The sequence below is a fragment of the Bacillus sp. FG16 genome (genome assembly GCF_057809515.1).
In genome coordinates, this window is sequence record NZ_JBMDKC010000021.1 from 44,126 (window position 1) to 67,278 (window position 23,153).

General features: G+C 36.8%; 23 protein-coding genes, 1 pseudogene and 1 other annotated feature. Of the genes and pseudogenes, 21 read left to right on the forward strand and 3 right to left on the reverse strand.

Annotated features, from left to right (window positions below):
* Positions 1-6: 6 nt before the first annotated feature.
* From mreD to pheA, 17 genes are all read left to right on the forward strand, one after another.
* Complete coding sequence (gene mreD / locus ACODS7_RS10395; RefSeq protein WP_000975765.1) at positions 7-552, forward strand: rod shape-determining protein MreD; 546 nt, start codon at positions 7-9, stop codon at positions 550-552.
* A gap of 35 nt (positions 553-587) precedes the next feature.
* Entirely contained in the window at positions 588-1,274 is a 687-nt protein-coding gene (gene minC / locus ACODS7_RS10400) for a septum site-determining protein MinC (RefSeq protein ID WP_000391521.1), read from the forward strand.
* 2 nt (positions 1,275-1,276) lie between these two features.
* Positions 1,277-2,074: a septum site-determining protein MinD gene (gene minD, locus ACODS7_RS10405; protein WP_000503309.1), complete on the forward strand. Its 798-nt coding sequence runs from the start codon at positions 1,277-1,279 to the stop codon at positions 2,072-2,074.
* 133 nt (positions 2,075-2,207) lie between these two features.
* Complete coding sequence (gene spoIVFA, locus ACODS7_RS10410) at positions 2,208-2,954, forward strand: stage IV sporulation protein SpoIVFA (protein WP_029443366.1); 747 nt, start codon at positions 2,208-2,210, stop codon at positions 2,952-2,954.
* Positions 2,947-3,807 carry a stage IV sporulation intramembrane metalloprotease SpoIVFB gene (spoIVFB, locus tag ACODS7_RS10415; protein WP_016080180.1) on the forward strand — a complete coding sequence of 287 codons (861 nt, stop codon included), beginning with the start codon at positions 2,947-2,949 and terminating at the stop codon, positions 3,805-3,807. Before spoIVFA ends, spoIVFB begins: the two co-directional genes overlap by 8 nt.
* A 67-nt stretch (positions 3,808-3,874) precedes the next feature.
* Positions 3,875-5,263, forward strand: coding sequence for an Rne/Rng family ribonuclease (locus ACODS7_RS10420; protein WP_243168360.1), 1,389 nt, complete (start codon positions 3,875-3,877; stop codon positions 5,261-5,263).
* Positions 5,264-5,340: 77 nt separating this feature from the next.
* Positions 5,341-5,418 (forward strand) — a sequence feature (ribosomal protein L21 leader region).
* A gap of 14 nt (positions 5,419-5,432) precedes the next feature.
* Positions 5,433-5,741: a 50S ribosomal protein L21 gene (gene rplU / locus ACODS7_RS10425; protein ID WP_000270907.1), complete on the forward strand. Its 309-nt coding sequence runs from the start codon at positions 5,433-5,435 to the stop codon at positions 5,739-5,741.
* Positions 5,742-5,752: 11 nt separating this feature from the next.
* Complete coding sequence (locus ACODS7_RS10430; RefSeq protein WP_002094147.1) at positions 5,753-6,097, forward strand: ribosomal-processing cysteine protease Prp; 345 nt, start codon at positions 5,753-5,755, stop codon at positions 6,095-6,097.
* Between the two features lie 3 nt (positions 6,098-6,100).
* Entirely contained in the window at positions 6,101-6,391 is a 291-nt protein-coding gene (gene rpmA, locus ACODS7_RS10435; protein ID WP_000944957.1) for a 50S ribosomal protein L27, read from the forward strand.
* A 63-nt stretch (positions 6,392-6,454) separates the two neighbouring features.
* Positions 6,455-7,003: a sporulation initiation phosphotransferase B gene (locus ACODS7_RS10440; protein ID WP_001003587.1), complete on the forward strand. Its 549-nt coding sequence runs from the start codon at positions 6,455-6,457 to the stop codon at positions 7,001-7,003.
* The gene (obgE, locus tag ACODS7_RS10445) at positions 7,003-8,289 is read left to right on the forward strand and encodes a GTPase ObgE (protein WP_000497121.1); all 1,287 of its coding nucleotides are present in this window, start codon (positions 7,003-7,005) and stop codon (positions 8,287-8,289) included. Before ACODS7_RS10440 ends, obgE begins: the two co-directional genes overlap by 1 nt.
* A 140-nt stretch (positions 8,290-8,429) precedes the next feature.
* A complete protein-coding gene (locus ACODS7_RS10450) occupies positions 8,430-9,137 on the forward strand; it encodes a response regulator transcription factor (protein ID WP_048564872.1) in 708 nt (235 codons plus the stop codon).
* A complete protein-coding gene (locus ACODS7_RS10455) occupies positions 9,127-10,209 on the forward strand; it encodes a HAMP domain-containing histidine kinase (RefSeq protein WP_029443364.1) in 1,083 nt (360 codons plus the stop codon). The genes ACODS7_RS10450 and ACODS7_RS10455 overlap by 11 nt, the downstream gene beginning before the upstream one ends.
* Positions 10,210-10,302: 93 nt before the next feature.
* A complete protein-coding gene (locus ACODS7_RS10460; protein WP_000114529.1) occupies positions 10,303-11,079 on the forward strand; it encodes an ABC transporter ATP-binding protein in 777 nt (258 codons plus the stop codon).
* A complete protein-coding gene (locus ACODS7_RS10465; protein ID WP_243168361.1) occupies positions 11,054-12,976 on the forward strand; it encodes an ABC transporter permease in 1,923 nt (640 codons plus the stop codon). The genes ACODS7_RS10460 and ACODS7_RS10465 overlap by 26 nt, the downstream gene beginning before the upstream one ends.
* A gap of 49 nt (positions 12,977-13,025) precedes the next feature.
* Positions 13,026-14,939 (forward strand): ABC transporter permease, encoded by a 1,914-nt coding sequence (locus ACODS7_RS10470; protein WP_029443362.1) that lies wholly within the window; start codon positions 13,026-13,028, stop codon positions 14,937-14,939.
* A gap of 96 nt (positions 14,940-15,035) precedes the next feature.
* On the forward strand, positions 15,036-15,887 hold the full coding sequence (gene pheA / locus ACODS7_RS10475; RefSeq protein ID WP_000621693.1) for a prephenate dehydratase: 852 nt from the start codon (positions 15,036-15,038) through the stop codon (positions 15,885-15,887).
* A 160-nt stretch (positions 15,888-16,047) separates the two neighbouring features.
* Here pheA and ACODS7_RS10480 read toward each other — a convergent pair whose 3' ends face one another.
* The 3 genes from ACODS7_RS10480 to ACODS7_RS10490 all read right to left on the reverse strand — a co-directional run bounded on the left by ACODS7_RS10480 (position 16,048) and on the right by ACODS7_RS10490 (position 18,459).
* Positions 16,048-16,695 (reverse strand): MOSC domain-containing protein, encoded by a 648-nt coding sequence (locus ACODS7_RS10480; protein ID WP_029443361.1) that lies wholly within the window; start codon positions 16,693-16,695, stop codon positions 16,048-16,050.
* Positions 16,696-16,774: 79 nt separating this feature from the next.
* On the reverse strand, positions 16,775-17,317 hold the full coding sequence (locus ACODS7_RS10485; RefSeq protein WP_000812272.1) for a transcription repressor NadR: 543 nt from the start codon (positions 17,315-17,317) through the stop codon (positions 16,775-16,777).
* Entirely contained in the window at positions 17,317-18,459 is a 1,143-nt protein-coding gene (locus ACODS7_RS10490; RefSeq protein ID WP_016080188.1) for an IscS subfamily cysteine desulfurase, read from the reverse strand. Before ACODS7_RS10490 ends, ACODS7_RS10485 begins: the two co-directional genes overlap by 1 nt.
* A 152-nt stretch (positions 18,460-18,611) precedes the next feature.
* Between ACODS7_RS10490 and nadB the strand changes: the two genes are divergently transcribed.
* The 4 genes and pseudogenes from nadB to exsA form a co-directional block, all read left to right on the forward strand.
* Positions 18,612-20,141, forward strand: coding sequence for an L-aspartate oxidase (gene nadB, locus ACODS7_RS10495; protein ID WP_029443360.1), 1,530 nt, complete (start codon positions 18,612-18,614; stop codon positions 20,139-20,141).
* Between the two features lie 19 nt (positions 20,142-20,160).
* Positions 20,161-20,994 (forward strand): carboxylating nicotinate-nucleotide diphosphorylase, encoded by an 834-nt coding sequence (nadC, locus tag ACODS7_RS10500; protein WP_029443359.1) that lies wholly within the window; start codon positions 20,161-20,163, stop codon positions 20,992-20,994.
* 30 nt (positions 20,995-21,024) lie between these two features.
* On the forward strand, positions 21,025-22,131 hold the full coding sequence (gene nadA, locus ACODS7_RS10505) for a quinolinate synthase NadA (protein ID WP_016080191.1): 1,107 nt from the start codon (positions 21,025-21,027) through the stop codon (positions 22,129-22,131).
* A gap of 225 nt (positions 22,132-22,356) precedes the next feature.
* Positions 22,357-23,153: pseudogene (gene exsA, locus ACODS7_RS10510) on the forward strand (spore coat assembly protein ExsA); the annotation flags it as partial.

A 23,153-nucleotide genomic window follows, 5' to 3' on the forward strand; every position in this document is an offset into this window, starting at 1 on the left:
GAAGAGATGATGAAGATATTAAAAAGAGCAGCTCTTCCTCTTTTGCTCCTTTTTGTGTTTCTATTTGAAAATATGTTTGCTACAGTTGTTCCAACGGATGTGTTTTGGAAAGACAGTATAGCAGCACCGCATTTCTTTATAATCGTCTTATGTTTTATTACAGTGTATTATAGTCCGGTCCAAGGGATTTATTACGGACTATTATTTGGCTTCTTATTTGATACCGTATACACAGAACTTGTCGGGATATATATTTTTGCTTATCCGATTTTAGCTTATTTAGTTTATAGTGTGATGAAAGTATTACAATTGAATTTATTTATTGTTGTTTCTATCATATTAGCTAGCATTGTAGCACTAGAGTATTATGTGTATGGATTCTTAACTTTGTTAGGACGTACTCATATGCCAGCGCATGTCTTTTTCACAGATCGTCTCCTTTCTACTTTATTGTTAAATGCTATTTTCTTATTGATAGTTTGTTTCCCACTGAGACGATATATAGTGCGTCTTTCAAAAGCGATGGAAGAAAAAGAAAAAAGGATTTTCTAATTTTATGTCGAATTGAATCGGTGGGGTGAACTTTAGTGGAAGAAAAAAAGCAACAAAATGTAACGATAAAAGGGACAAAAGATGGGATAACGCTTCATTTAGATGATTGTTGTTCATTCTCAGAATTATTGATGGAATTAGACGAAAAACTTTCTACACATTACTACGATGGTGATGGGCGCTCTTTAATTGAAGTGCATGTGAAAGTAGGAAATCGTTATTTAACAGAAGTCCAACAAGAAGAGATTCGTACGTTAATTCGTAATAAAAAGAATCTTGTTGTGGATTCAATTGAAAGTGATGTTATCACTAAAGCAGAAGCAATAGCTTGGAAAGAAGAAACAGAAATTGTCCCTATTTCCAAAATTGTTCGCTCTGGACAAGTTTTACATGTAAAAGGAAATTTGTTGTTAATTGGAGATGTTAATCCAGGCGGAACGGTTATCGCTGGGGGGAATATTTTTGTTGTAGGATCATTAAGAGGAATTGCGCATGCTGGGTATTATGGGGATTCGGATGCTGTAATCGCTGCATCTGTTATGAACCCGATGCAACTTCGAATTAGTGATGTGGCAATGCGGGCTCCGGAAGAGAAAGAAGACGGAGCGGAGGCGGCAGAATGTGCGTATATTAATGAGAACAATCACATTGTTGTCGATCGCCTGCAACTTCTCACTCATCTTAGACCTAATTTAACAAAGTTAGAAAGGGGAATTGTATAGCTGTGGGAGAGGCAATAGTAATTACATCTGGAAAAGGCGGAGTAGGTAAAACTACAACGTCTGCGAACATTGGTACGGCCCTAGCGTTATCTGGAAAGAAAGTGTGCTTAATTGACACAGATATCGGTCTTCGAAATTTAGACGTAGTAATGGGGCTGGAAAATCGTATTGTATTTGATCTTGTTGATGTCGTTGAAGGGCGTTGCCGTTTACCTCAGGCTCTTATTAAAGATAAACGTTTTGATGATCTTTATTTATTACCTGCAGCACAAACGAGTGATAAATCAGCGGTAACACCTGAACAAATGGATGAATTAATACAAGTATTACGTCAAGATTATGATTACATATTAATTGATTGTCCTGCGGGGATTGAGCAGGGGTTTAAAAATGCGGTAGCTGGTGCGGATAAAGCAATCGTTGTTACGACGCCAGAAGTATCCTCAATGCGCGATGCGGATCGTATTATTGGGCTTTTAGAAAAAGAGGATATTGAACCACCGAAACTTGTTATTAACCGTGTACGTAGTCATATGCTTCATGAACAGGATATGTTAGATGTTGATGAAATTGTACGTACATTGTCAATCGAGCTTCTTGGTGTTGTCGAAGATGACGATGAAGTTATTCGAGCTACAAATACAGGTGAACCTGTGGCGTTGCAACCAAGCGGAAAAGCAGCGTTGGCTTATCGTAATATTGCAAGACGCTTGTTAGGTGAGAATGTACCATTACAAGCATTTGAACAAGAAAAGGTATCGGTATTTGCAAAGGTGAAAAACTTCTTTGGAATCCGTTAAGAGCACTTCGCATATATGCGAAGTGCTTTCTTTTTTCTTCACACGAATATCTTTCTTTCTTAGCTCATACATATGTACAAACTGTATACAACTGTTTCTATTGAAATTAGCTTAACGAAAGAAAGGAGACAGTATGAAGAATAGACGCGTAGAAGAAATTAAAAAGCGGATTGCAAAAAGGAAGGCCGAGCAAGAAAGGATGGAGGAAGAGCAGTATTTTACCGGAGGGAATTTTGATAGCGAAACAGTATTTATTGAAGATGGAGAAAAGGAAATGCATCCTTTATTTCGAAAGGAAGTCTTTTTCTTCAAAGTTTTATTATCAGCAATATTAGTTCTTTCGGTTGCTATTTTATATAAGAATGCTCCTTCTTCATTCAATGGAGCTAAAGCTGTTACAGAAAAAGTGATGAAAGAGGAATTTCAGTTTGCTACTGTAGCGAAATGGTACGAAAAGCAATTTGGAAAACCGCTCGTATTCTATTCGCCAAACGAGAAAAAAGAAGGAAGTATTCAGCAAAAAGATTATGCAATTCCTGCTTCTGGAAAGGTAATGCAAGGGTTTCAAAAAAATGGCCAAGGTGTATTTGTCCAAACAGCTACAAATGCAACAGTTGAGTCAGTGAATGAAGGATTAGTTGTTTTTGCGGGTAAGAAAGAGGAACTTGGAAATACAGTTCAAATTCAACATGCAGATGGTACGGAGTCATGGTATGCAAACTTAAACGATATGTCAGTGAAATTATATGATTACGTTTCAAAAAAACAAAAAATTGGAACGGTGAGTAATGATACAAATGATAAAAATGGAAAGTTTTATTTTGCGATAAAAAAGAATGAAAAATTTATTGATCCGATCCAGGTGATATCATTTGATTAAATATAGGGACGTTTTAACGAAAATTTCCGTGCATCCATTATTTTGGGTTATTATTGTCATTGGTATTTTTACTGCACGTTTTAAAGAGTTACTACTGTTATTTTGTATCGTTCTTATTCATGAACTTGGGCATGCTTTTGCAGCAGCACACTATAATTGGCGTATAAAAAGAATTCAGCTTTTGCCGTTTGGTGGTGTCGCCGAGCTTGAGGAACATGGTAATAAGTCATTGAAAGAGGAACTTGTTGTCGTAATTGCAGGACCGATTCAACATGTTTGGATGATGCTGGTAGGTTATATGTTGTTTGAAGCCGGTTGGCTGAATGCAGATTTATATTATTTCTTTATGTGGAATAATATAATTATTTTAGCGTTTAATTTACTCCCTATTTGGCCGTTAGATGGCGGGAAAGTATTGTTTAATATACTATCATATCGTTTTCCTTATTTACAAGCACATGAAAAGATGATGAAATTGTCATGTGTTTTTTTTGGTGTAATATTAGGATGGCAGTTGCTCTGGAATAGTAACAATATTATGATGTGGGTACTACTCATATTTTTGGCAGTGTCGTTATATCAAGAGTGGAAACAAAGACGGTATGCATTTATGCGTTTTTTATTAGAACGTTATTATGGAAATAAAAGAGGGATTGAAAAGATTGCACCTATTGAAGTGCAATCAGAAGATCATTTATATAAGATATTCACAAAATTTCGTAGAGGATATAAGCATTCTATTATCGTCCGTGGAAAATATAAAGAGCATTACACATTGGATGAAAATGAATTGCTCTATGCATATTTTACTGAAAAACGAACAACTTCATCAGTTGAAGAATTAATCGGTTAGTGTTGACGATAGCACTAACCTTTTATTATTGTAAAAGCAAAGAAGATTATAAAGTGAGGAAATAATTTTGAAAACGTTATATGTGAATTACGCTGGTTCGGAAAAGCGCGTTGCAATTGAAGAGAAGAACAAGATTGTTGAGTTTTTATGGAAACGTAATGAAGAGCAAGAAATTGTTGGGCATATTTATGTTGGACGTATCGTAAGAACAATTGCTGGAATGAACGCAGCTTTTGTAAACATCGGTTTAGAAAAACATGCGTATCTTTCATACGATGATGTACCAGCTTCTTATCGTATACATGAAGGGCAAGCGATACTCGTACAAGTTGTGAAAGAGGCAATTGATACGAAAGGGCCTAAGTTGACAGCGAATATAGAATTTACCGGGAAATATGTCGTTTATATGCCGTTTGATGAGATGCGAGCTGTTTCTCGGAAAATAAAAAATAATAAAAGAAGACAACAGTTACTTGAAATTGAAGTAGAAGGAACGGGAGGTTACATTTTCCGCTCTGCCTCTGAAAAAGGGGAAATTGAAGAAATACAAGCTGAAATGCAAGGGTTACAACAGTTGTATGAAGAGTTAAAAAGAAAAGAGGATCAAGGAAAGGCGCCGTTATTACTTCATCGACCGGCGACCTTTTTAGATCGTGTATTTCAAGAGAACCCAATTGAAACAATTGAAAAAGTAGTTGTAGATACAAGAAGTATAGTAAAAGAATTAGAAGACAAAGTTGGAAAAGAAAAAGTATCTTTTTATAATGAAAAGTCTTCGATGTTTAACCATTTTGGAATAGAGCGTGAAATTGAGAAAGCACTCCAAAAAATTGTGTGGCTTCCAAATGGTGCTTATTTAATTGTAGAGCAAATGGAGACGATGACTGTAATTGATGTGAATACGGGCAAGTTTACTGGAAAACAAAATTTACAAGATACAGTACTTCGCACAAATGAGATGGCAGCTGAAGAAATTGCACGCCAATTAAGACTTCGTGATATTGGTGGTATGATATTAATTGATTTTATTAATATGAAAAAAAGAGAAGATAAAGAAAAGGTAAGAGAATGTCTCATAGCTGCTATGAAAGATGATCGTACTTATACAAGAGTGCTTGGATTTACTGAGTTAGGAATTTTGGAGATGACACGAAAACGTAAAAAACATTCTTTACGTGACGTATTACTAGAAGAGTGTGTATCTTGCAAAGCGACGGGTTATGTAATGTCGTATGAAACAATTGCGTATGAGCTAGAGAGAGAATTAATCACATATGGCAACATAGAGGATGAGGCAGTATTAATCGCTGCGCCTAAAGAACTGCAAAAACAATTTTTGCAAAAAGAATTACAAAAAAATATTCTATTTGAAATTTATTTCAAAGATGATATTATCGAAAAGTACGCTATTATCCGTTTTGGAAGTAAAAAAGAAATTGTAGAACGGAAAAAATAGTTAGTAGAAGATTCATTGACAATACTCAATGAATTATGGTAACATCTTTATGTTATAGTTTATAGCACCTAAACGGCTATATGCTACAACCGCACAAGACAGGTTCCCTAAAGGCATTTATGTCTACCTCGTTTTTGGCGAGTCTTAGTAATTAAGAGGAGGTGCAAGTATGTACGCAATTATCGAAACAGGTGGAAAACAAATTAAAGTTGAAGCTGGTCAAGCAATCTACATTGAAAAATTAGATGTTGAAGCTGGTGAAACTGTTACTTTTGACAAAGTTCTTTTCGTTGGTGGCGAAAACGTTAAAGTTGGTAGCCCAGTTGTAGAAGGTGCAACAGTTACTGCGAAAGTTGAAAAACAAGGTCGCGCTAAGAAAATCATCGTTTTCAAATACAAAGCGAAAAAGAACAATCGTAAGAAACAAGGTCATCGTCAACCTTACACTAAGCTAGTTGTTGAAGCTATCAACGCTTAATTCTGGTTAACATGATTAAAATTACGATAAGTCGCACGAAATTAGGAAGTATCCAATCATTTAAAATGACTGGACATGCCGATTATGCGCCACATGGACAAGACCTTGTCTGTGCTGGAACTACAGCGGTTGTGTTTGGTTCTATAAATGCAGTGGAAGAACTTTGTAATGTGCAGGCAACTATTGAACTCGGAAGTGATGGCGGATTCTTAACGTATGAATTGCCTAATGATTTAGACGTTCATGCAGCAGAAAAAGCACAGATACTTTTAGAAGGATTGGTTGTTTCGCTTAAGACGATCGAACTTGATTACGGAAAGTATATCCGTTTAATAGAAAAAGTGCAGGAGGTGTAACGTATGTTAAGATTAGATCTTCAGTTTTTCGCATCTAAGAAAGGTGTAGGTAGTACAAAGAACGGTCGTGACTCTCAGTCAAAACGTCTTGGTGCTAAACGCGCAGATGGTCAAACGGTTTCAGGTGGTTCAATTCTTTACCGTCAACGCGGTACAAAAATTTATCCAGGTGTTAACGTTGGTCGTGGTGGCGATGACACTTTATACGCGAAAGTTGACGGCGTAGTACGCTTTGAGCGTCTTGGCCGTGACCGCAAACAAGTGAGCGTATATCCTGTTGCTCAAGAAGCATAAGAACTCACGGAAAACTCTAACCTGAGTGCAGGTTAGAGTTTTTCTATATTAAGGGGTATCTAAATGAATGAAAAATGGACAATTATAGATGCATTGCGCCATTCAAGACATGATTGGCTCAATCGTATGCAGATGGTGAAAGGAAACCTTTCACTTGGAAAAGTGGAAGAAATTCATAGTCTCATCGATCGTTTTGTCCAAGAAGCGAGACAAGAATCCAATCTGATGGGGTTATCAATGCCTTTATTTTCAGAGTGGATTTTAACATATAATTGGAAACAGCAGCCGTGCTTATTGGAGTACGAAGTATTAGGGAAATTACATAACTTATCTCACTTAGATGAGACTGTATGTACATGGACGAATCAATTTTTCTCAATGCTTCAGCATAGTTTAGACGTATATGTTGAAAATTATGTTTGTATCACAATTGAATGTGACGCGGAGAATGCTCGTTTCTTTTTTGATTTTCGTGGTAAGCTAACGAGTGTAGAAGAACTACAGAATTGGCTTGCGACCCAAAACAATAAATGGTATTCCATTTCTTATACAGTGCGAGACGAAGAAGTCTCAGTTATATTACAACCAATTGAAAAAAGTGTGGTGAAATAATGTTTGTAGATCAGGTCAAGATATATGTAAAAGGCGGCGACGGTGGTAACGGTATGGTTGCGTATCGTCGTGAGAAGTATGTTCCTAAAGGTGGCCCAGCAGGTGGCGACGGCGGTAAAGGTGCAGATGTTGTTTTCGTAGTTGAGGAAGGCTTACGTACATTAATGGACTTCCGCTACCAACGTCATTTCAAAGCTGATCGCGGTCAGCACGGAATGAGTAAAGGTCAGCACGGACGTAAATCTGAAGATTTAATCGTAAAGGTTCCACCAGGAACAATAGTAAAAGATGAAAAAACTGGTCAAATTCTTGCCGATTTAGTAACGCATGAACAAACTGCTGTAATCGCAAGAGGTGGCCGAGGTGGCCGTGGTAACTCACGTTTCGCAACAGCTACGAACCCAGCACCAGAAATCGCTGAGAACGGAGAACCAGGTCAAGAACGTGATGTCATTCTAGAACTTAAAGTACTAGCAGATGTTGGACTTGTTGGATTCCCAAGTGTAGGTAAATCTACATTATTATCTGTTGTATCATCAGCACGTCCGAAAATTGCAGAGTATCACTTTACAACAATCGTTCCGAATCTTGGTGTTGTTGAAACTGGTGATAACCGCAGCTTCGTGATGGCTGACCTTCCTGGACTAATTGAAGGCGCACATGCTGGCGTTGGACTTGGACACCAATTCTTACGTCATATCGAGCGTACACGTGTAATTGTACATGTTATTGATATGTCTGGTTTAGAAGGCCGTGAGCCATATGAAGATTATGTTACAATCAATAATGAATTAAAAGAATACAATATGCGTTTAACAGAGCGTCCACAAGTTGTTGTAGCAAACAAAATGGATATGCCAGATGCAGAAGAGAACTTACAAGCATTTAAAGAGAAAGTGGGAGACGAAGTAAAAATCTTCCCAATCTCAGCTGTAACGAAACAAGGTGTTCGTGATTTACTATTTGAAGTAGCGAACTTATTAGAAACAACACCAGAATTCCCAATGTACGATGTTGTCGAAGAGTCTGAAGCAAGTGTAATGTATAAATTTGATGCTGAAAGTCTTAAATTTGAAATTACACGTGAAAGTGACGGCACGTTTGTTATTTCTGGTTACGATATCGAGAAGACATTCAAAATGACAGACTTCTCACGTGATGAGTCTATACGTCGTTTCGCTCGCCAAATGCGTGGAATGGGTATTGATGAAGCGCTTCGTGCACGTGGTGCAAAAGACGGAGATATTGTAAAAATTCTTGAATATGAATTTGAATTTATCGACTAAGACTGCCGAAATAGGGCAGTCTTTTTTTATATCGTAAAAATCAGATTTATATAGGAAAAAATCCCCACTAATTAAATTTTCAATTTATAATAAAAAGGGGAGTGGTTTTAGAAGAATTCTTTTATGGGGAGAAAACGAACATGTATAAAATATTAATTGTAGAAGATGATGAGAAAATCGCGGGAATATTAGAAGAGCATTTAGAAAGGTATGGCTATCAATCATTTAGAGCAAGTGATTTACGTCATATAAAAGATGAGTTTGTAAAAGTAAATCCTCATCTCGTGTTACTTGATATTAATTTACCGTACTTTGACGGTTTTTATTGGTGTCGTCAAATTCGTACTGTATCGAATGCGCCGATTATTTTTGTTTCTGCAAGAACAGGGGAAATGGATCAAGTAATGGCGATTGAAAATGGCGGGGATGATTATATTACGAAGCCATTCCATTTAGATATCGTAATGGCAAAGGTGAAGAGTGCACTTCGCCGTGGTTATGGAGAGTATGCTTCTGCTGCTGAGAGTGATTGTTTAGGTGTAAATGGACTGTTGTTATTCCCGTCCCAGCATATTGTTGAGTGGCAGGGACAACAAACTGAACTGACAAAAAATGAGTTTTACTTATTAGAGTGTTTAATGAAACAGGTGAATCAATATGTAACGCGCGAAGAACTGTTAGAAGCCCTATGGGATGAAGTAGCATTTGTGGATGATAATACATTAACCGTAAATGTAAAACGTGTAAGGAAGAAGCTAGAGGAGCTAGGCATTAAAAATGCAATTGTAACGAAACGTGGATATGGTTATGCGCTTCTTACAGAGTGGGGCGAAGGGTATGAAGGTTAAAAATTACCTTATGGACCGCTTTTCTTTAATTCTTTCTTATATTGTTAGCCTTTGTTTATTTGGGCTCGTTTTGCAGTTGCAAAGTCTTTTAGAAAAGAAATCCATTGATTGGAGTACGTGGTTATATGGACTTTTGTTAGGAACAGTTGTGTTTACTGTATACCTCATTTACGATTACCGAAAACGGAGTGTGTTTTTAAAGAGGATCCAAAAGTATGTTAATGGCGGAAATACATTACATGACTCTTTACTTATTGATGAATCTTATACATTAGAGCAAGAAATGGTCGTTGAATCTTTTACGTTATTAAGACAGCAATATATGAATGAAGTTCATAAACAGCATGCGAAAGAGCAACAGCAAATGATATTTATGAACCAATGGATTCACCAAATGAAAACACCAGTATCTGTTATTGAATTATTGTTGCAGAAGTTTGGCAAGGAGCATCGTGAGGCAAGAGCAACAGTTGAAAGTATTCGTGAAGAAAATAACCGTATACTAAATGGTTTAGATTTAGCGTTACATATGGCAAGGCTAGAGCAGTTCGCGAAGGATTATAAAGTAGAAGTAGTAAATGTTATAGATGTCGTGCGAGGTATTATTAATGAAAATCGAAAATCCTTCATTCAATCGTCTGTATTTCCGAAAGTGATGTTTGAAGAAGATACTTGTATGGTTGCATCTGATAGAAAATGGCTGAGTATTGCTATAGGTCAAATTGTTGTAAACGCAATCAAGTATACAAAAATTTCAGCGGCAGAGAAAAAAGAAATTCAATTTCAAATTGAAGAGAAAAATCAAAAGGTGTTATTACATATTAAGGACAATGGAATTGGTATTCCAGAGCAAGACGTAAAGCGCATATTTGATCCATTCTTTACGGGAATAAATGGACGTAAAACGAGAGAAGCGACTGGGATGGGCTTATATATTACGAAGGAAATTTGCGATAATTTACATCATGGAATGTGTGTTCAATCGGCTGAAGGAGAAGGGACAACATTCACGTTCCAATTTGCAAAAGATGAAGAATATCATACATTAATGAGAAAAATGACAAAACTGTAAGATAACAAAACGTTTTGTAAGGGAAATCACTCGTTTCTTTTTCTTATTTTTCTTATAGTAAATGTAAGAAGAAAACGCATAGGGGGATTAGAAATGAGTGTTCTTGAAGTAAAAGGATTAACAAAGGTGTATCAATCGAAAGGTTCAGTAGCGACGACTGCTTTAAATGATATAAATTTTAAAATAGAAGAAGGCGAATTTGTAGGGATTATGGGTCCTTCAGGAAGCGGGAAAACAACGCTTTTAAATTTATTAGCAACAATCGATAAGCAAACTTCAGGTCATGTGCTTGTAAATGGAGAAGAAATTAATCAAATGCGTGCTGCAAAATTAGCAGAGTTTCGCCGTACACATTTAGGATTCATCTTCCAAGATTTTAACTTACTTGATACGTTATCCATTAAAGAAAACATCATTTTACCGCTTGTAATGGCGAAGAAATCTGTAAATGAAATCGATGCGAAAGTGCTTGAGATTGCGAAGTTTTTAAACATCGAAGAAATTTTAAATAAAAAAGTATACGAAGTATCTGGGGGACAACAACAACGTGCAGCAGCAGCGAGAGCAATCATTCATGAACCGACATTAATTTTAGCAGATGAGCCAACTGGAAACTTAGACTCAAAGTCAGCGAAATCGCTAATGGGCGCTCTGCAAGATTTACACGAGCAAAAGAAAGTAACGATTGCAATGGTTACGCACGATCCAGTAGCGGCTAGTTATTGTGAACGTATCCTTTTCATACGCGATGGAGAAATTTTCTCGGAAATACATAAAGGAAGAACGAAACAAGCCTTTTTCCAAGAAATTCTGGACGTACTTGCGATGCTAGGAGGAGAGTATCATGAACTTTCGCCAGCTCGCGCTTAATAACGTAAAAAGAAATTGGCGTAACTATAAAGCGTTTCTTATAAGTAGTTGTTTATCGATTGTCGTATTTTTCATGTATGCTTCTTTTATTTATCATCCAGATGTCGTAAGCGGTAATATTAGTATGAGGACGATGATCACAAAAGGATTAGAATCGATGAATTATATTGTGGTCATTTTCTCGGCACTCTTTATTTTATATGCAAATTCAACGTTTTTACGAGCAAGAAAAAAAGAGTTTGGTCTACTAACATTAATAGGCGGAACGAAATCGCAGCTCGGCCGAATGATTATATTAGAGCAACTGATGTTAGGTAGTATTGCAATTGTAGTTGGTATTGGGGCTGGAATGCTTTGTTCAAAATTATTTTTCCAAGCGTTAAGCGTATTATTGAAAATAGATAAGACACTTCCACTCGTTTGGAATAGTAAAGCAATTCTTATTACAGCTGGTGTATACTTTATTCTATTTTTAATCCTATCGTTGTTTAGTGTTTGGACAGTCGGACGCTTGCAAATTATTGATTTATTAAGAGAAGCAAGAAAGCAAAAAGTAGAGCCGTTTGCATTTACATGGTTATGTGTAGTTGGTATAGGATGTATTATTGCTGCGTATGTACTTAGCTTCCAAGTAACATTTATGAATTTTATCATTCTGTTTTTACCGATTGTAGGGCTGACGATAGGCGGAACTTATTTGCTATTTACACAAGGTAGTACAGTCGTATTAAAGGCGTTACAAAAACGAAAAAAATCTTTTTATACATATCCAAATATGTTCGTACTTAGCAATCTTATTTATAAAATGAAAGATAATGCTCGTTTTCTATTTGTAATTTCTATTATTACGGCGGTTGTATCCTCGGCAGTTGGCACGCTTTACGTATATTTTGAGGATATGAGTTATAAAACGGTAGTCAAAACTCCACATGCTATTTCATATGAGGAAAAGGGGTTAAATACGCATAACCTTATTAATGAAGAAAAGGTACAGCAGCTTGTGAAGAGACACGGGTTTGAAGATGCGCGAAAAGTAACCTACGTTAAACTACCGGCAACACAGAAAATAACGTTGTTTAATAGTGAACATGAAGTACCGATGACGATTATTTCAGAAAAAGAATATAATGCAGAAGTGCGTGAACAAAAGAGAGAGCAAGTTACAGAAGTTCATAATGCACCAGGCAGTGCAACGATGGTTATGGTCGATATGGCAAATGAACTGATGAAGATAGACCGTACGAAACCGTATGAATTTACAATTAACGGACAAAAGCAGTCTGTTCAGTTAAATAGCCCAACTTCATTTTCTGTTTTTAATGATAGTGAATATCTCGTTGTAAATGATCAAGATTTTGAGAAGTATGCAAAACTCGTACCAGATGAAGAAAAGACGAAATATTACGGTTATTATATTGAGGATTGGAAAAGTACAGAAGATCTTGTATTAGATTTGAAAAATGAAATTGCACCAGAAAAGCAAGGAGAATTGAGAAATTCAGTGTTTGCGTATAAGGATATAAGAGAAGGTGGAGCGATTACAATGTTCATCGGTTTCTTCGTGGCGGTACTGTTCTTCTTCTTCGCTTGTAGTATGACATACTTTAAATGGTTTAACGATAAAGAACAAGATCGTATTCAATTTAAATCGTTAAAGAGAATCGGTATGACAGATAAAGAAATTCGCAAAATTGCGATTCGACAAATGGGAGTTATCTTCTTTATCCCAATTTTAATCGGTTCCATTCATAGTGGATTTGCTCTTCATACGTTAGGGAAAATGCTTTATATTGATTTGTGGAAATCAGGTGCGCTTGTAATTGGAGCATACATTTTAGCTTCTGCCATTTACTTTATGATCGCGCAAAGAGGATATTTAAAACACATAAAAAGCTAGGGGAACCTCTAGCTTTTTGCCTATGTAGTAAGTTACAGGAGGACGATAGATGAACATTCGGCAACTAGCGCTGCAAAATATAAAAGGAAATTGGCGTAATTATAAAGTGTTTTTCTTAAGTAGTTGTTTTGCAATATTTGCATCTCTTGCATATATGTCTGTTATTGTACATCCGTATATGCAAGAGACGATGTGGTATCAAAACGTACGCTGGGTACTTATCATATGTAACATTATAATTATTTCTTTTTTCGTCATATTTATTTTGTACTCTACTTCTATTTTCATAGAAGCACGTAAGAAAGAATTAGGACTATATATGTTAATGGGAGCAACGAAGTCTAACGTAATAGGAGTAATTATGACCGAGCAAATATTAATTGGAATTTTTGCTAATATTTTCGGTATAGGGCTGGGCATGATCTTTTTAAAGCTCTTCTTCATGGTGTTTAGTATGTTACTGGGGCTTCCGAAAGAACTCCCTGTTATATTTGACGTAAGTGCGATTGGTGTAACATTTATTACATATATGGTCGTTTTTATTCTGTTATCTTTTATAAGTGCTTTACGTATATGGAATATAAAAATCATTCGGTTATTGAAAGAATTTCGAACAGATAAAAAAGAGAAGAAAACATCAAAGTGGCTTTGTTTATTCGGTTTTGCTTGTTTAGTGGGCGGGTATGCGTTGGCGCTACAAGTGACGATGGCTACGATAGCAATATGCTTTTTCCCTGTGTCTATACTTGTCTTTTTGGGAACGTATTTTTCTTTCGCGCATGGAGCTACCCAAGTGTTAGAAATGATAAAGCGAAATAAAAAGATTATGTATACATATCCATATTTATTTATAGTGAATCAATTGTCACATCGAATGAAGGAAAATGGTCGCTTTTTCTTTCTGATGTCTATGGCAACGACATTTGTAGTTACGGCAACAGGTACGGTGTTCTTGTATTTTTCTAGCATGCAGGATATGTGGCGAACTGGAGGGGTACACTCGTTTTCGTACATAGAAAAAGGTATTTCTACTTATGAAGTCTTTGAAGAAGGTGCGGTTGAAAAATTACTGAATCAATATGGGTATGATGATTTTCAATATATGAGTTTTGTTGGAGTGTATGCATCCTTTCAGTCTAATAAAGGAGAAACAACAATAGCACCGCTTATAAAAGAAAGTGATTATAACCAAGAAGCGAGGAAACAAAAACAGAAAACATATCATCCTAAAAAAGGTACAGTGACACTTGTTTATTATAATAAATACAATAATTCGAATGTATATAATCAAAAAGAGATTCAATTGCAAGTAATGAATCAACCATATCAATTCGTATTTAACGGTCAGAAAGAAGGGGTTCAATTTAACTATCACCCTTCGTACATTAATGGTCTGTTCTTCGTTATGAATGATGAAGACTTTGACAATATAGCAGATAAGGTTCCTGATTCTGAAAAGATGATATATAGAGGCTACACATTATCAAATATCGAAAAGACGAAGAAATTGAATGAAGATTTACGGAAACATATGAAACAAGATAATAATAATGCATTTCGAAGTAATATGGAGTTATATGTAAGTATGAAAGAAGGCGGCGATATTACTCTATTTGTAGGCTCGTTTATTAGTATATTATTCTTTCTTACTTCATGTAGTATCGTGTATTTTAAATGGTTCCATAATATTGCATCGGACCGAAAGCAGTATGGTGCACTCTCTAAACTTGGAATGACGAAGGAAGAAGTATGGAAAATTTCTCGTTGGCAATTATGTATGCTATTTTTTGCGCCAATTATAGTAGGGAGTATGCATAGTGCAGTTGCGTTATATACGTTTCATAATACTTTCTTTATGGATGGATCATTAAAAAAAGTAGGCTTGTTCATTCTGTTTTATATCGTAGCATGTATCATTTATTTCTTCTTCGCTCAAAGAGAATATAAGAAACATTTAGACTAGCAAATGCTAGTCTTTTTTTAATATTCGAAATTTACATAGAAGAATATAAAAAAGTATGGTATAACAGTAAGAAAACGAAAAAGAGGGGAAAAGACGATGATTCGAGTAGGATATTTAGGACCAGAAGCAACATTTACAAATATGGCGGTGAGTCGTTTTTTTCCGGAAGCAGATCATGTACCGTATCGAACGATTCCAGATTGTATAGATGCAGCTGCAAATGAAAATGTAGACTTCGCAGTCGTACCGTTAGAAAATGCAATAGAAGGTTCAGTGAATATAACGGTTGATTATCTTGTACATGAGCAGCCACTTTCCATTGTAGGAGAAATTACAGTACCAATTCAGCAACATTTACTTGTACATCCGCAGTATGCAGAAGTGTGGGATGAAGTATATGCGGTGCATTCTCATCCGCATGCCATTGCACAGTGCCATAAGTTTTTAAATGAAGAATTAAAAGGAGTAACTGTTCGAGATATGACATCCACAAGTGCCGCTGCGCAATATGTGAAAGAACATCCTGAAGAAAAAATTGCCGCTATTGCAAATGAAGCAGCTGCAGAAAAATACGGATTAACAATTGTAAGACGTAGCATTCATACGCATAAAAATAACCATACACGCTTCCTCGTTCTCCATAAGAAAAAGAAAGCAATACTCCCGAATAACGGAGAAAACCGCGGAGAGAAAACGACGCTTATGATAACGTTACCTGCTGATTATGCAGGTGCCCTATATCAAGTGTTATCAGCTTTCGCATGGAGAAAATTAAACTTATCAAAAATCGAATCGCGTCCGATGAAAACAGGTCTTGGAAATTACTTTTTCTTAATCGATGTCGATAAAGCATACGATGACGTATTATTGCCAGGCGTAACGATGGAACTTGAAGCACTCGGTTTTTCTGTTACTGTGCTGGGGAGTTATTCTTCTTATTGGTTGTAAGATGTAGATGGAATATTTGTATTTGCCTAATCGTCCATATCATTTCATTGCCTAGTATATTTTTTGATAGATTAATAAAATCCCACCTGCAAAAGGTGGGATTCTTTATCCCGTTATTTGCCGGGCAGCCCGATTGGTGAGGGCTGATTAAAGTTTCACTTTATTTTAACTTCGCAAGACGATCTTCTAACTGACCACGCCAAATATCAGCTAGTTCTGGGACAGCAAGAATTTTTTCAATGCCATCTTTATCTTTTCTATTATGAAAATAAATTTCGTTAGAGAACAAAACAGAAACATTGCTCGGTTGACGTTCTAGTAATGTAATTTTAGAATCTTTACGTACAGTACCTTCTTGAAGAACACGGCATAGGTAGCCAGTAAATCCAGTTGCTACAATGCGCGGCAGTATGCCAGGGATGCCAAGACGTTTTGAAATTGTGCTACAAGGAACGCGAGCTTGTGTCACTTGAATGATTGCTTCACCTAGTTGATATGTATCTCCGATGCAAACATCACGCTCTAACATATTTGTTACGGTAATGTTTTCGCCAAATGTGGAAGCTGGAAGCGTAGTTTGAAATTCCTCTTCCCATAGTGCGTAATGCTCGTGTGGGTACACACAAACAGCGCGATCAGGTCCCCCGTGATGTTTTAAATCCGCTACGTCATCACCAAGGAATCCGTCTTTGGAGAGAAAGGCCTCTTCTGTAGGATCTTTACATATACCTGTTATCATTTCTTTATCTTCGCCATATTTCATTTGTTTCGGTTTACCAGTACTAAAGTGAACGAGTTCAATTCCCATATGTGATCTCCTTTACGATTGATTACAATATTATAGCATTAAAAAAGCACAGAGAATGATAAAAACTCTGTGCTTTACATTAATAAACGAGAAATCCTGCTTTATCCAGTGCCTCACAAGCAGCATCTAATTTTTCTTTAGAATCTGCCTCGATTGTATGTAAGTGAATACCATCTGTTAGTTGTGAAAGATAGGAAGCATTTGTGTTTTCGATTTTTTGTAAATATTGCTCTACATCAAAGCGATTGCTTACCATAATGGATGCTGTTAAGTCACCGTATACAGGATGCTCAACTTTTACATCTTTAATCGTAACGCCGTGGTCAACAAGCATTGTAAGTTCTTGACGTACTTCTGCTGGTTTGTGCTGGCATACGATTACGCGTTCAAAAGCTTGTTGTTTCTCTTGTGGCTTTAAATATAAATAGCCTTGAGCAGTCGCAATAATTGGTTCGTTTCGTGCTTTAAGCAAGGAAATATCTTGCACGATAACTTGTCTACTTACGTTCGTCTTTTTCGATAATTCATTCCCCGATAACGGCTCATTTGCAGCAAGAAGCCACTGGAGGATAAGCTGTCGTCTTTCTTCACCTAAAATCTTTTTTTGTTCATTTTGTTTCATTATGATTTAACACCTCTATAAAATTGATTTCCAATTGTGTGTAGTGCATGAATAGTAGTATCAATTTGATCTTTCGTTGTTTGTTGTCCGAAAGAGAAGCGGACATATTGTTTGGCCTCTTCATACGTTTTTCCAATTGCAAGCATAGTTTTCGAAGGTTCTTGTTTACCGACTTGGCAAGCACTTCCGGTGGAAATGGCAATACCATGACGATTACATTCTAGCATAGTATATTGACCTTCTATTCCTTTTATTGTAACCCCAACAATATGTGGTAAACAAGAAGTAGAATGACCTTCTACTTTAATTTCTAGCGGAAGTGTTTGTATTTGCTCTAAAAAGTAGGATCGTAACTCTTTAAAACGTAAACTTTCTTCCCATTGAGTTTTTAATATATTTTCAGCAGCTGTTAAAAAAGATGCGATGCCGGGAACGTTCACTGTACCTGGGCGAAATCCTTTTTCGTGAGAAGTTCCTGGAAATACTTGTTCCCAGCGAGATTGCGGATTTATGTAGCAAGCGCCGACACCTTTTGGTCCGTATATTTTATGTGCTGAAACAGAAAGACTATCAATTCCCATCTCAAAAACATTGATAGGAAGTTTACCAAATGTTTGCACACAATCCGAATGAAATAAAACGTTATATTTTTTTAACAGTGCCCCGATTTCTGCAATGTTTTGAACGGTTCCAATTTCAGAGTTTCCGTGCTGTATGCTTGCTAGCACAGTATCTTCTGTAATAGCTGCCTCTAAATCTACTAAACAAATGAGTCCACTTTTATCAATAGGAATTTCAGTGATCGTATAGCCTTTTGATTTTAGAGATTGAAAATAACTTCGAATGGATGCATGTTCCATAGGTGTCGTAATAATATGCTTCTTATTTCGGGCATTTAGAAGTGATTGAATCGCAAGATAGTTCGATTCCGATCCACCGCTTGTGAAAAATACTCCTTGTTCTTTGCCTCCAATCATTTCCGCAAATGTTTTTCGGCAAACTTGTAATAAAGAAGAAGCCGTTCCTCCAATATCATGTAAACTTTGTTCATTTCCGAAGTATTGCGACGCTGCTTTCATATATGTTTGTAACGCTTCCTCGCTCATAGGTGTAGTAGCTGCATAGTCAAGATATATCATCATGTAAGTTCCTCTCTCTCGTAAGAGTTACATTTCTTTTACTTTTTAAATGGTAGTGAAAATAAGAATTATAAAAAAACTCTTGTCATTATTTTAAAACTATGTAAATATAGGTGTCAAGACAGTTGAAAAGTGTAAAGTAGGAGGTAACAATTATGCCAAGTGCAGATGTCTTAATTATTGGAAGTGGCGTTGCGGCACTTCGTGTTGCAAAAGAGATTTGTCACGAAAAGAATGTGATTATTATCACAAAGGAGACGGAACGTAATAATAATACACATTTAGCTCAAGGTGGAATTGCCGCAGCGGTAGCTACATATGACAATCCTAATGATCATTTTGAAGATACGTTAGTAGCAGGGTGTCATTATAACAATGAAGAAGTGGTCCGTTATTTAGTAGAGGAAGGACCGAAAGAAATTAATAACCTTATTGAAAATGGAATGAAATTTGATGGAGATGAAACAGGTCCTCATCTTGGAAAAGAAGGAGCGCATCGAAAACGTCGTATTTTACATGCAGGTGGCGATGCAACAGGAAAGAATTTATTAGAGCATCTTATTCAAGAAGTAGCTCCATACGTTACGGTAGTGGAACAGGAAATGGTGCTCGATTTTATTATAGAAAAAGATAAATGTGTTGGGGCTTTAACTCGCAACAATAAAGGAGAACTGAAACGTTACAATGCAGATTATACGGTGTTAGCTTCAGGCGGTATTGGCGGTTTATACGCCTTTACTTCTAATGATGAGACAATTACAGGCGATGGACTTGCAATGGTGTACCGTGCAGGCGGGGAGCTTGTAGATTTAGAGTTTATACAATTTCATCCGACGATGTTATACGCGGGTGGGCGTTGTTCCGGCCTCGTGTCCGAAGCTGTTCGCGGAGAAGGAGCTGTCCTTATAAATGGCAAAGGGCAGCGTTTTATGATGGATATACATTCCGAACAGGATTTAGCGCCTCGTGATGTAGTCGCAAGGGCTATTCATGAACAGCTACTTGCGGGTGAAAAAGTGTACTTAAACATCGAAATGATTCAAAACTTTGAACAACGCTTTCCGACCGTGTCATCGATATGTAAAACGAATGGAGTCGATATAAATAAAAATCTTATTCCAGTCGTGCCCGGTACTCATTTTCACATGGGTGGCGTGAAAACGAACTGTGATGGAGAGACGTCTATTCCGAACCTATACGCAGTCGGGGAAGTAGCTTGTAATGGGGTTCATGGTGCAAATAGATTAGCGAGTAATTCATTATTAGAAGGTCTTGTGTTTGGAGGAAGAATCGGAAGACACATTTTATCTAGAGAGACAAAAGAAAAGATGAACATGCTAGCCGAAAAAGAAGCAAAGTTTATCGTTCTGAATCATTTACCGACGAAAGAAGAAATACAAAAATGCATGATGAAATATGTTGGGATTGTGCGAACAGAGCAAAGTTTATCTTATGCGAAGAGATGGCTTAGTAAGTACGGTGTTCGAAATATGATATTACAACATGATGTTCTTACGAATGAAGAGATAACGCTTATTAATATGTTAACAGTGTGTGAGCTTATAGTTGTGTCAGCACTACAAAGAGAAGAAAGTATTGGCGGGCATTACCGAAGTGATTATCCAGATAGAAATATAGGAAAGAAAGAGATTGTTCGAGTAAAGAGAAAACTACAACTTGTGTGATGAGGGGAAGAGGGGCTTTATGAACACGATAAAAGTTAAAGAAGCATTAAATAGATTTTTTTTAGAAGATATAGGAGAAAGAGATGTAACATCTCAGCTTATTTTTCCAGATAACTTACTTTCGAAAGGAACGTTTCTTGCGAAGGATACAGGGGTCTTTGCAGGACGTTTAGTAATTGAATCAGGATTTAAATTAATTGATGAGAGAATTGAAGTAGAGCTTCATAAAAAAGATGGCGATCTTGTAGAAAAAGGCGAAATCATTGCAACTGTGCAAGGGCCAATTGCATCGTTATTAACAGCAGAGCGCGTTATATTAAACGTTATTCAGCGTATGAGCGGAATAGCGACGATGACGCGTAAAGCGGTTCTTGCTTTAGATAGTAGCCATACTCGTATTTGTGATACGCGAAAAACGATGCCAGGACTACGTATGTTTGATAAGTATGCGGTCGTGTGTGGTGGTGGATTTAATCATCGCTTCGGTTTATATGATGGTGTCATGATTAAAGACAATCATATTGCGTTTGCTGGTTCTATTACAAAAGCTGTTACATCAGTGAAAGAAAAGTTAGGACATATGGTGAAAGTAGAAGTAGAAACAGAAACTGAGGAACAGGTGAGAGAGGCTGTTGCTGCTGGTGCGGATATTATTATGTTCGATAATCGTACGCCAGATGAAATCCGGGAGTTTTCGAAAATTGTACCGAGCGCTATCGTTACAGAAGCTTCAGGGGGCATCACAATTGAAGATTTATCGAAATACGGAAAAACAGGGGTAGATTATATTTCACTGGGAGCGTTAACACATTCAGTGAAAGCACTTGATATTAGTTTCAATATTGAAGGGTAAGGAAAGTGGCTTAGAGGGGGAGAAACGTATATGAGTATTTTAGAACAAGTACAGCCAATTGAAACGATGTTACCAGAGCGTTATTACACGATGTCAACGGAAGATATGGAAAAGCGTGTTCGTGAAATTAAAGAGAAGATGGGGAAAATGTTATTCATTCCAGGGCATCATTATCAAAAAGATGAAGTGGTACAATTTTCAGATGCAGCAGGGGATTCACTTCAGCTTGCGCAAGTTGCAGCTAGCAATAAAGACGCAAAATATATTGTGTTTTGCGGGGTGCACTTTATGGCGGAAACAGCAGATATGTTAACGACAGATGATCAAGTTGTCATCTTACCAGATATGCGTGCAGGTTGTTCGATGGCGGATATGGCAGATATTGAACAAACAGAAAGAGCATGGAAAGAGCTAAAGAAATTATTTGGAGATACGATGATTCCGTTAACATATGTGAACTCTACAGCTGCAATTAAAGCGTTTTGTGGTCGTAACGGAGGAGCAACAGTAACTTCTTCTAATGCAAAGCAAATGGTATCTTGGGCGTTTACTCAAAAAGAACGTCTCGTCTTTTTACCAGACCAACATTTAGGAAGAAATACAGCGTACGATTTAGGTATCCCGTTAGATAAAATGGCAGTATGGGACCCACACACAGATTCATTAGAGTACGATGGGGATATAGAAGAAATTCAAGTGATTTTATGGAAAGGGCATTGTTCTGTTCATCAAAATTTTACAGTGAAGAACATTGAGAGCGTACGAAAAAATCATCCTGATATGAATATTATTGTACATCCAGAATGTTGCTATGAAGTTGTAGCTGCTTCAGATTATGCAGGCTCAACGAAGTATATTATTGATATGATTGAATCAGCGCCATCTGGTAGCAAATGGGCGATTGGTACAGAAATGAATTTAGTGAACCGAATTATTCAGCAACATCCAGATAAAGAAATTGTTTCACTTAATCCATTTATGTGTCCATGCTTAACGATGAACCGAATTGATCTGCCTCACTTATTATGGGTACTTGAAACGATAGAAAGAGGAGCAGAAATTAACGTTATTAGCGTAGATAAACAAGTAACGGCAGAAGCGGTTCTTGCCTTAAATCGTATGTTAGAGCGTGTGTAAGGCAACGGTATTCCCGTTGCTTTTTTTCATACATATAATCATAACGAGAACAAAATGGGCATACATTGTTTTGAAGAAATCATTGTGGTTCTTTATGCTTATTCCACTTCGAATGATATTGAAAATCGAAGAAGTGCTAAAAGTGAAAAGAAGTTAATGTTATTTAGAAAGAGTTACTTCATGAGATTTGTTACTTATAGATAAGTTATACAGGAGGGGGAAAATTTGAAAATTCATATCGTGCAAAAAGGGGATACCCTTTGGAAAATTGCGAAAAAGTACGGAGTGGATTTTGATACGTTGAAAAAAACAAATACACAACTTAGTAATCCAGATTTAATTATGCCAGGTATGAAAATTAAAGTGCCATCCAAGAGTGTTCACATGAAACAACAGGCTGGGGCAGGCTCAGCGCATCCAAAGCAATACGTAAAAGAAGTGCAGCAAAAAGAATTTGCAGCAACACCAACTCCGCTTGGAATAGAAGATGAAGAAGAAGTTACGTATCAATCAGCACCAATTACACAGCAGCCAGCTATGCAACAAACACAAAAAGAAGTGCAGGTAAAACCGCAGAAGGAAATGCAGGTAAAGCCGCAAAAAGAAGTACAGGTGAAACCGCAAAAAGAGGTGCAAAAAGAACAGCCAATTCAAAAAGAGAAACCAGTTGAAAAACCGTCTGTTATTCAAAAACCACCTGTGATAGAAAAACAAAAACCGGCGGAAAAAGAAAACACGAAGTTTTCGGTAAATGTATTGCCACAGCCACCACAACCACCAATAAAACCGAAAAAAGAATATAAAATTTCAGATGTAATAAAAAAAGGAAGCGAGTTAATTGCTCCTCAAATTAGTAAAATGAAACCTAACAATATCATTTCTCCGCAAACGAAAAAAAACAATATAGTATCGCCGCAAGTGAAGAAAGAAAATGTAGGAAATATAGTATCGCCGCAAGTGAAGAAAGAAAATGTAGGAAATATGGTATCGCCGCAAGTGAAGAAAGAAAATGTAGGAAATAT

Excerpts from the sequence above, each read along its gene's own strand:
- ACODS7_RS10485 (WP_000812272.1), bottom strand. The coding sequence starts at position 17,317 with ATGAAACAAAATGAACAAAAAAAGATTTTAGGTGAAGAAAGACGACAG.
- ACODS7_RS10430 (WP_002094147.1), top strand. The coding sequence starts at position 5,753 with ATGATTAAAATTACGATAAGTCGCACGAAATTAGGAAGTATCCAATCA.
- ACODS7_RS10490 (WP_016080188.1), bottom strand. The coding sequence starts at position 18,459 with ATGATGATATATCTTGACTATGCAGCTACTACACCTATGAGCGAGGAA.
- spoIVFA (WP_029443366.1), top strand. The coding sequence starts at position 2,208 with ATGAAGAATAGACGCGTAGAAGAAATTAAAAAGCGGATTGCAAAAAGG.
- rplU (WP_000270907.1), top strand. The coding sequence starts at position 5,433 with ATGTACGCAATTATCGAAACAGGTGGAAAACAAATTAAAGTTGAAGCT.
- ACODS7_RS10460 (WP_000114529.1), top strand. The coding sequence starts at position 10,303 with ATGAGTGTTCTTGAAGTAAAAGGATTAACAAAGGTGTATCAATCGAAA.
- nadB (WP_029443360.1), top strand. The coding sequence starts at position 18,612 with ATGCCAAGTGCAGATGTCTTAATTATTGGAAGTGGCGTTGCGGCACTT.
- obgE (WP_000497121.1), top strand. The coding sequence starts at position 7,003 with ATGTTTGTAGATCAGGTCAAGATATATGTAAAAGGCGGCGACGGTGGT.
- ACODS7_RS10465 (WP_243168361.1), top strand. The coding sequence starts at position 11,054 with ATGAACTTTCGCCAGCTCGCGCTTAATAACGTAAAAAGAAATTGGCGT.
- nadC (WP_029443359.1), top strand. The coding sequence starts at position 20,161 with ATGAACACGATAAAAGTTAAAGAAGCATTAAATAGATTTTTTTTAGAA.
- ACODS7_RS10455 (WP_029443364.1), top strand. The coding sequence starts at position 9,127 with ATGAAGGTTAAAAATTACCTTATGGACCGCTTTTCTTTAATTCTTTCT.
- ACODS7_RS10470 (WP_029443362.1), top strand. The coding sequence starts at position 13,026 with ATGAACATTCGGCAACTAGCGCTGCAAAATATAAAAGGAAATTGGCGT.
- ACODS7_RS10480 (WP_029443361.1), bottom strand. The coding sequence starts at position 16,695 with ATGGGAATTGAACTCGTTCACTTTAGTACTGGTAAACCGAAACAAATG.
- rpmA (WP_000944957.1), top strand. The coding sequence starts at position 6,101 with ATGTTAAGATTAGATCTTCAGTTTTTCGCATCTAAGAAAGGTGTAGGT.
- ACODS7_RS10440 (WP_001003587.1), top strand. The coding sequence starts at position 6,455 with ATGAATGAAAAATGGACAATTATAGATGCATTGCGCCATTCAAGACAT.
- mreD (WP_000975765.1), top strand. The coding sequence starts at position 7 with ATGATGAAGATATTAAAAAGAGCAGCTCTTCCTCTTTTGCTCCTTTTT.
- pheA (WP_000621693.1), top strand. The coding sequence starts at position 15,036 with ATGATTCGAGTAGGATATTTAGGACCAGAAGCAACATTTACAAATATG.
- nadA (WP_016080191.1), top strand. The coding sequence starts at position 21,025 with ATGAGTATTTTAGAACAAGTACAGCCAATTGAAACGATGTTACCAGAG.
- ACODS7_RS10450 (WP_048564872.1), top strand. The coding sequence starts at position 8,430 with ATGTATAAAATATTAATTGTAGAAGATGATGAGAAAATCGCGGGAATA.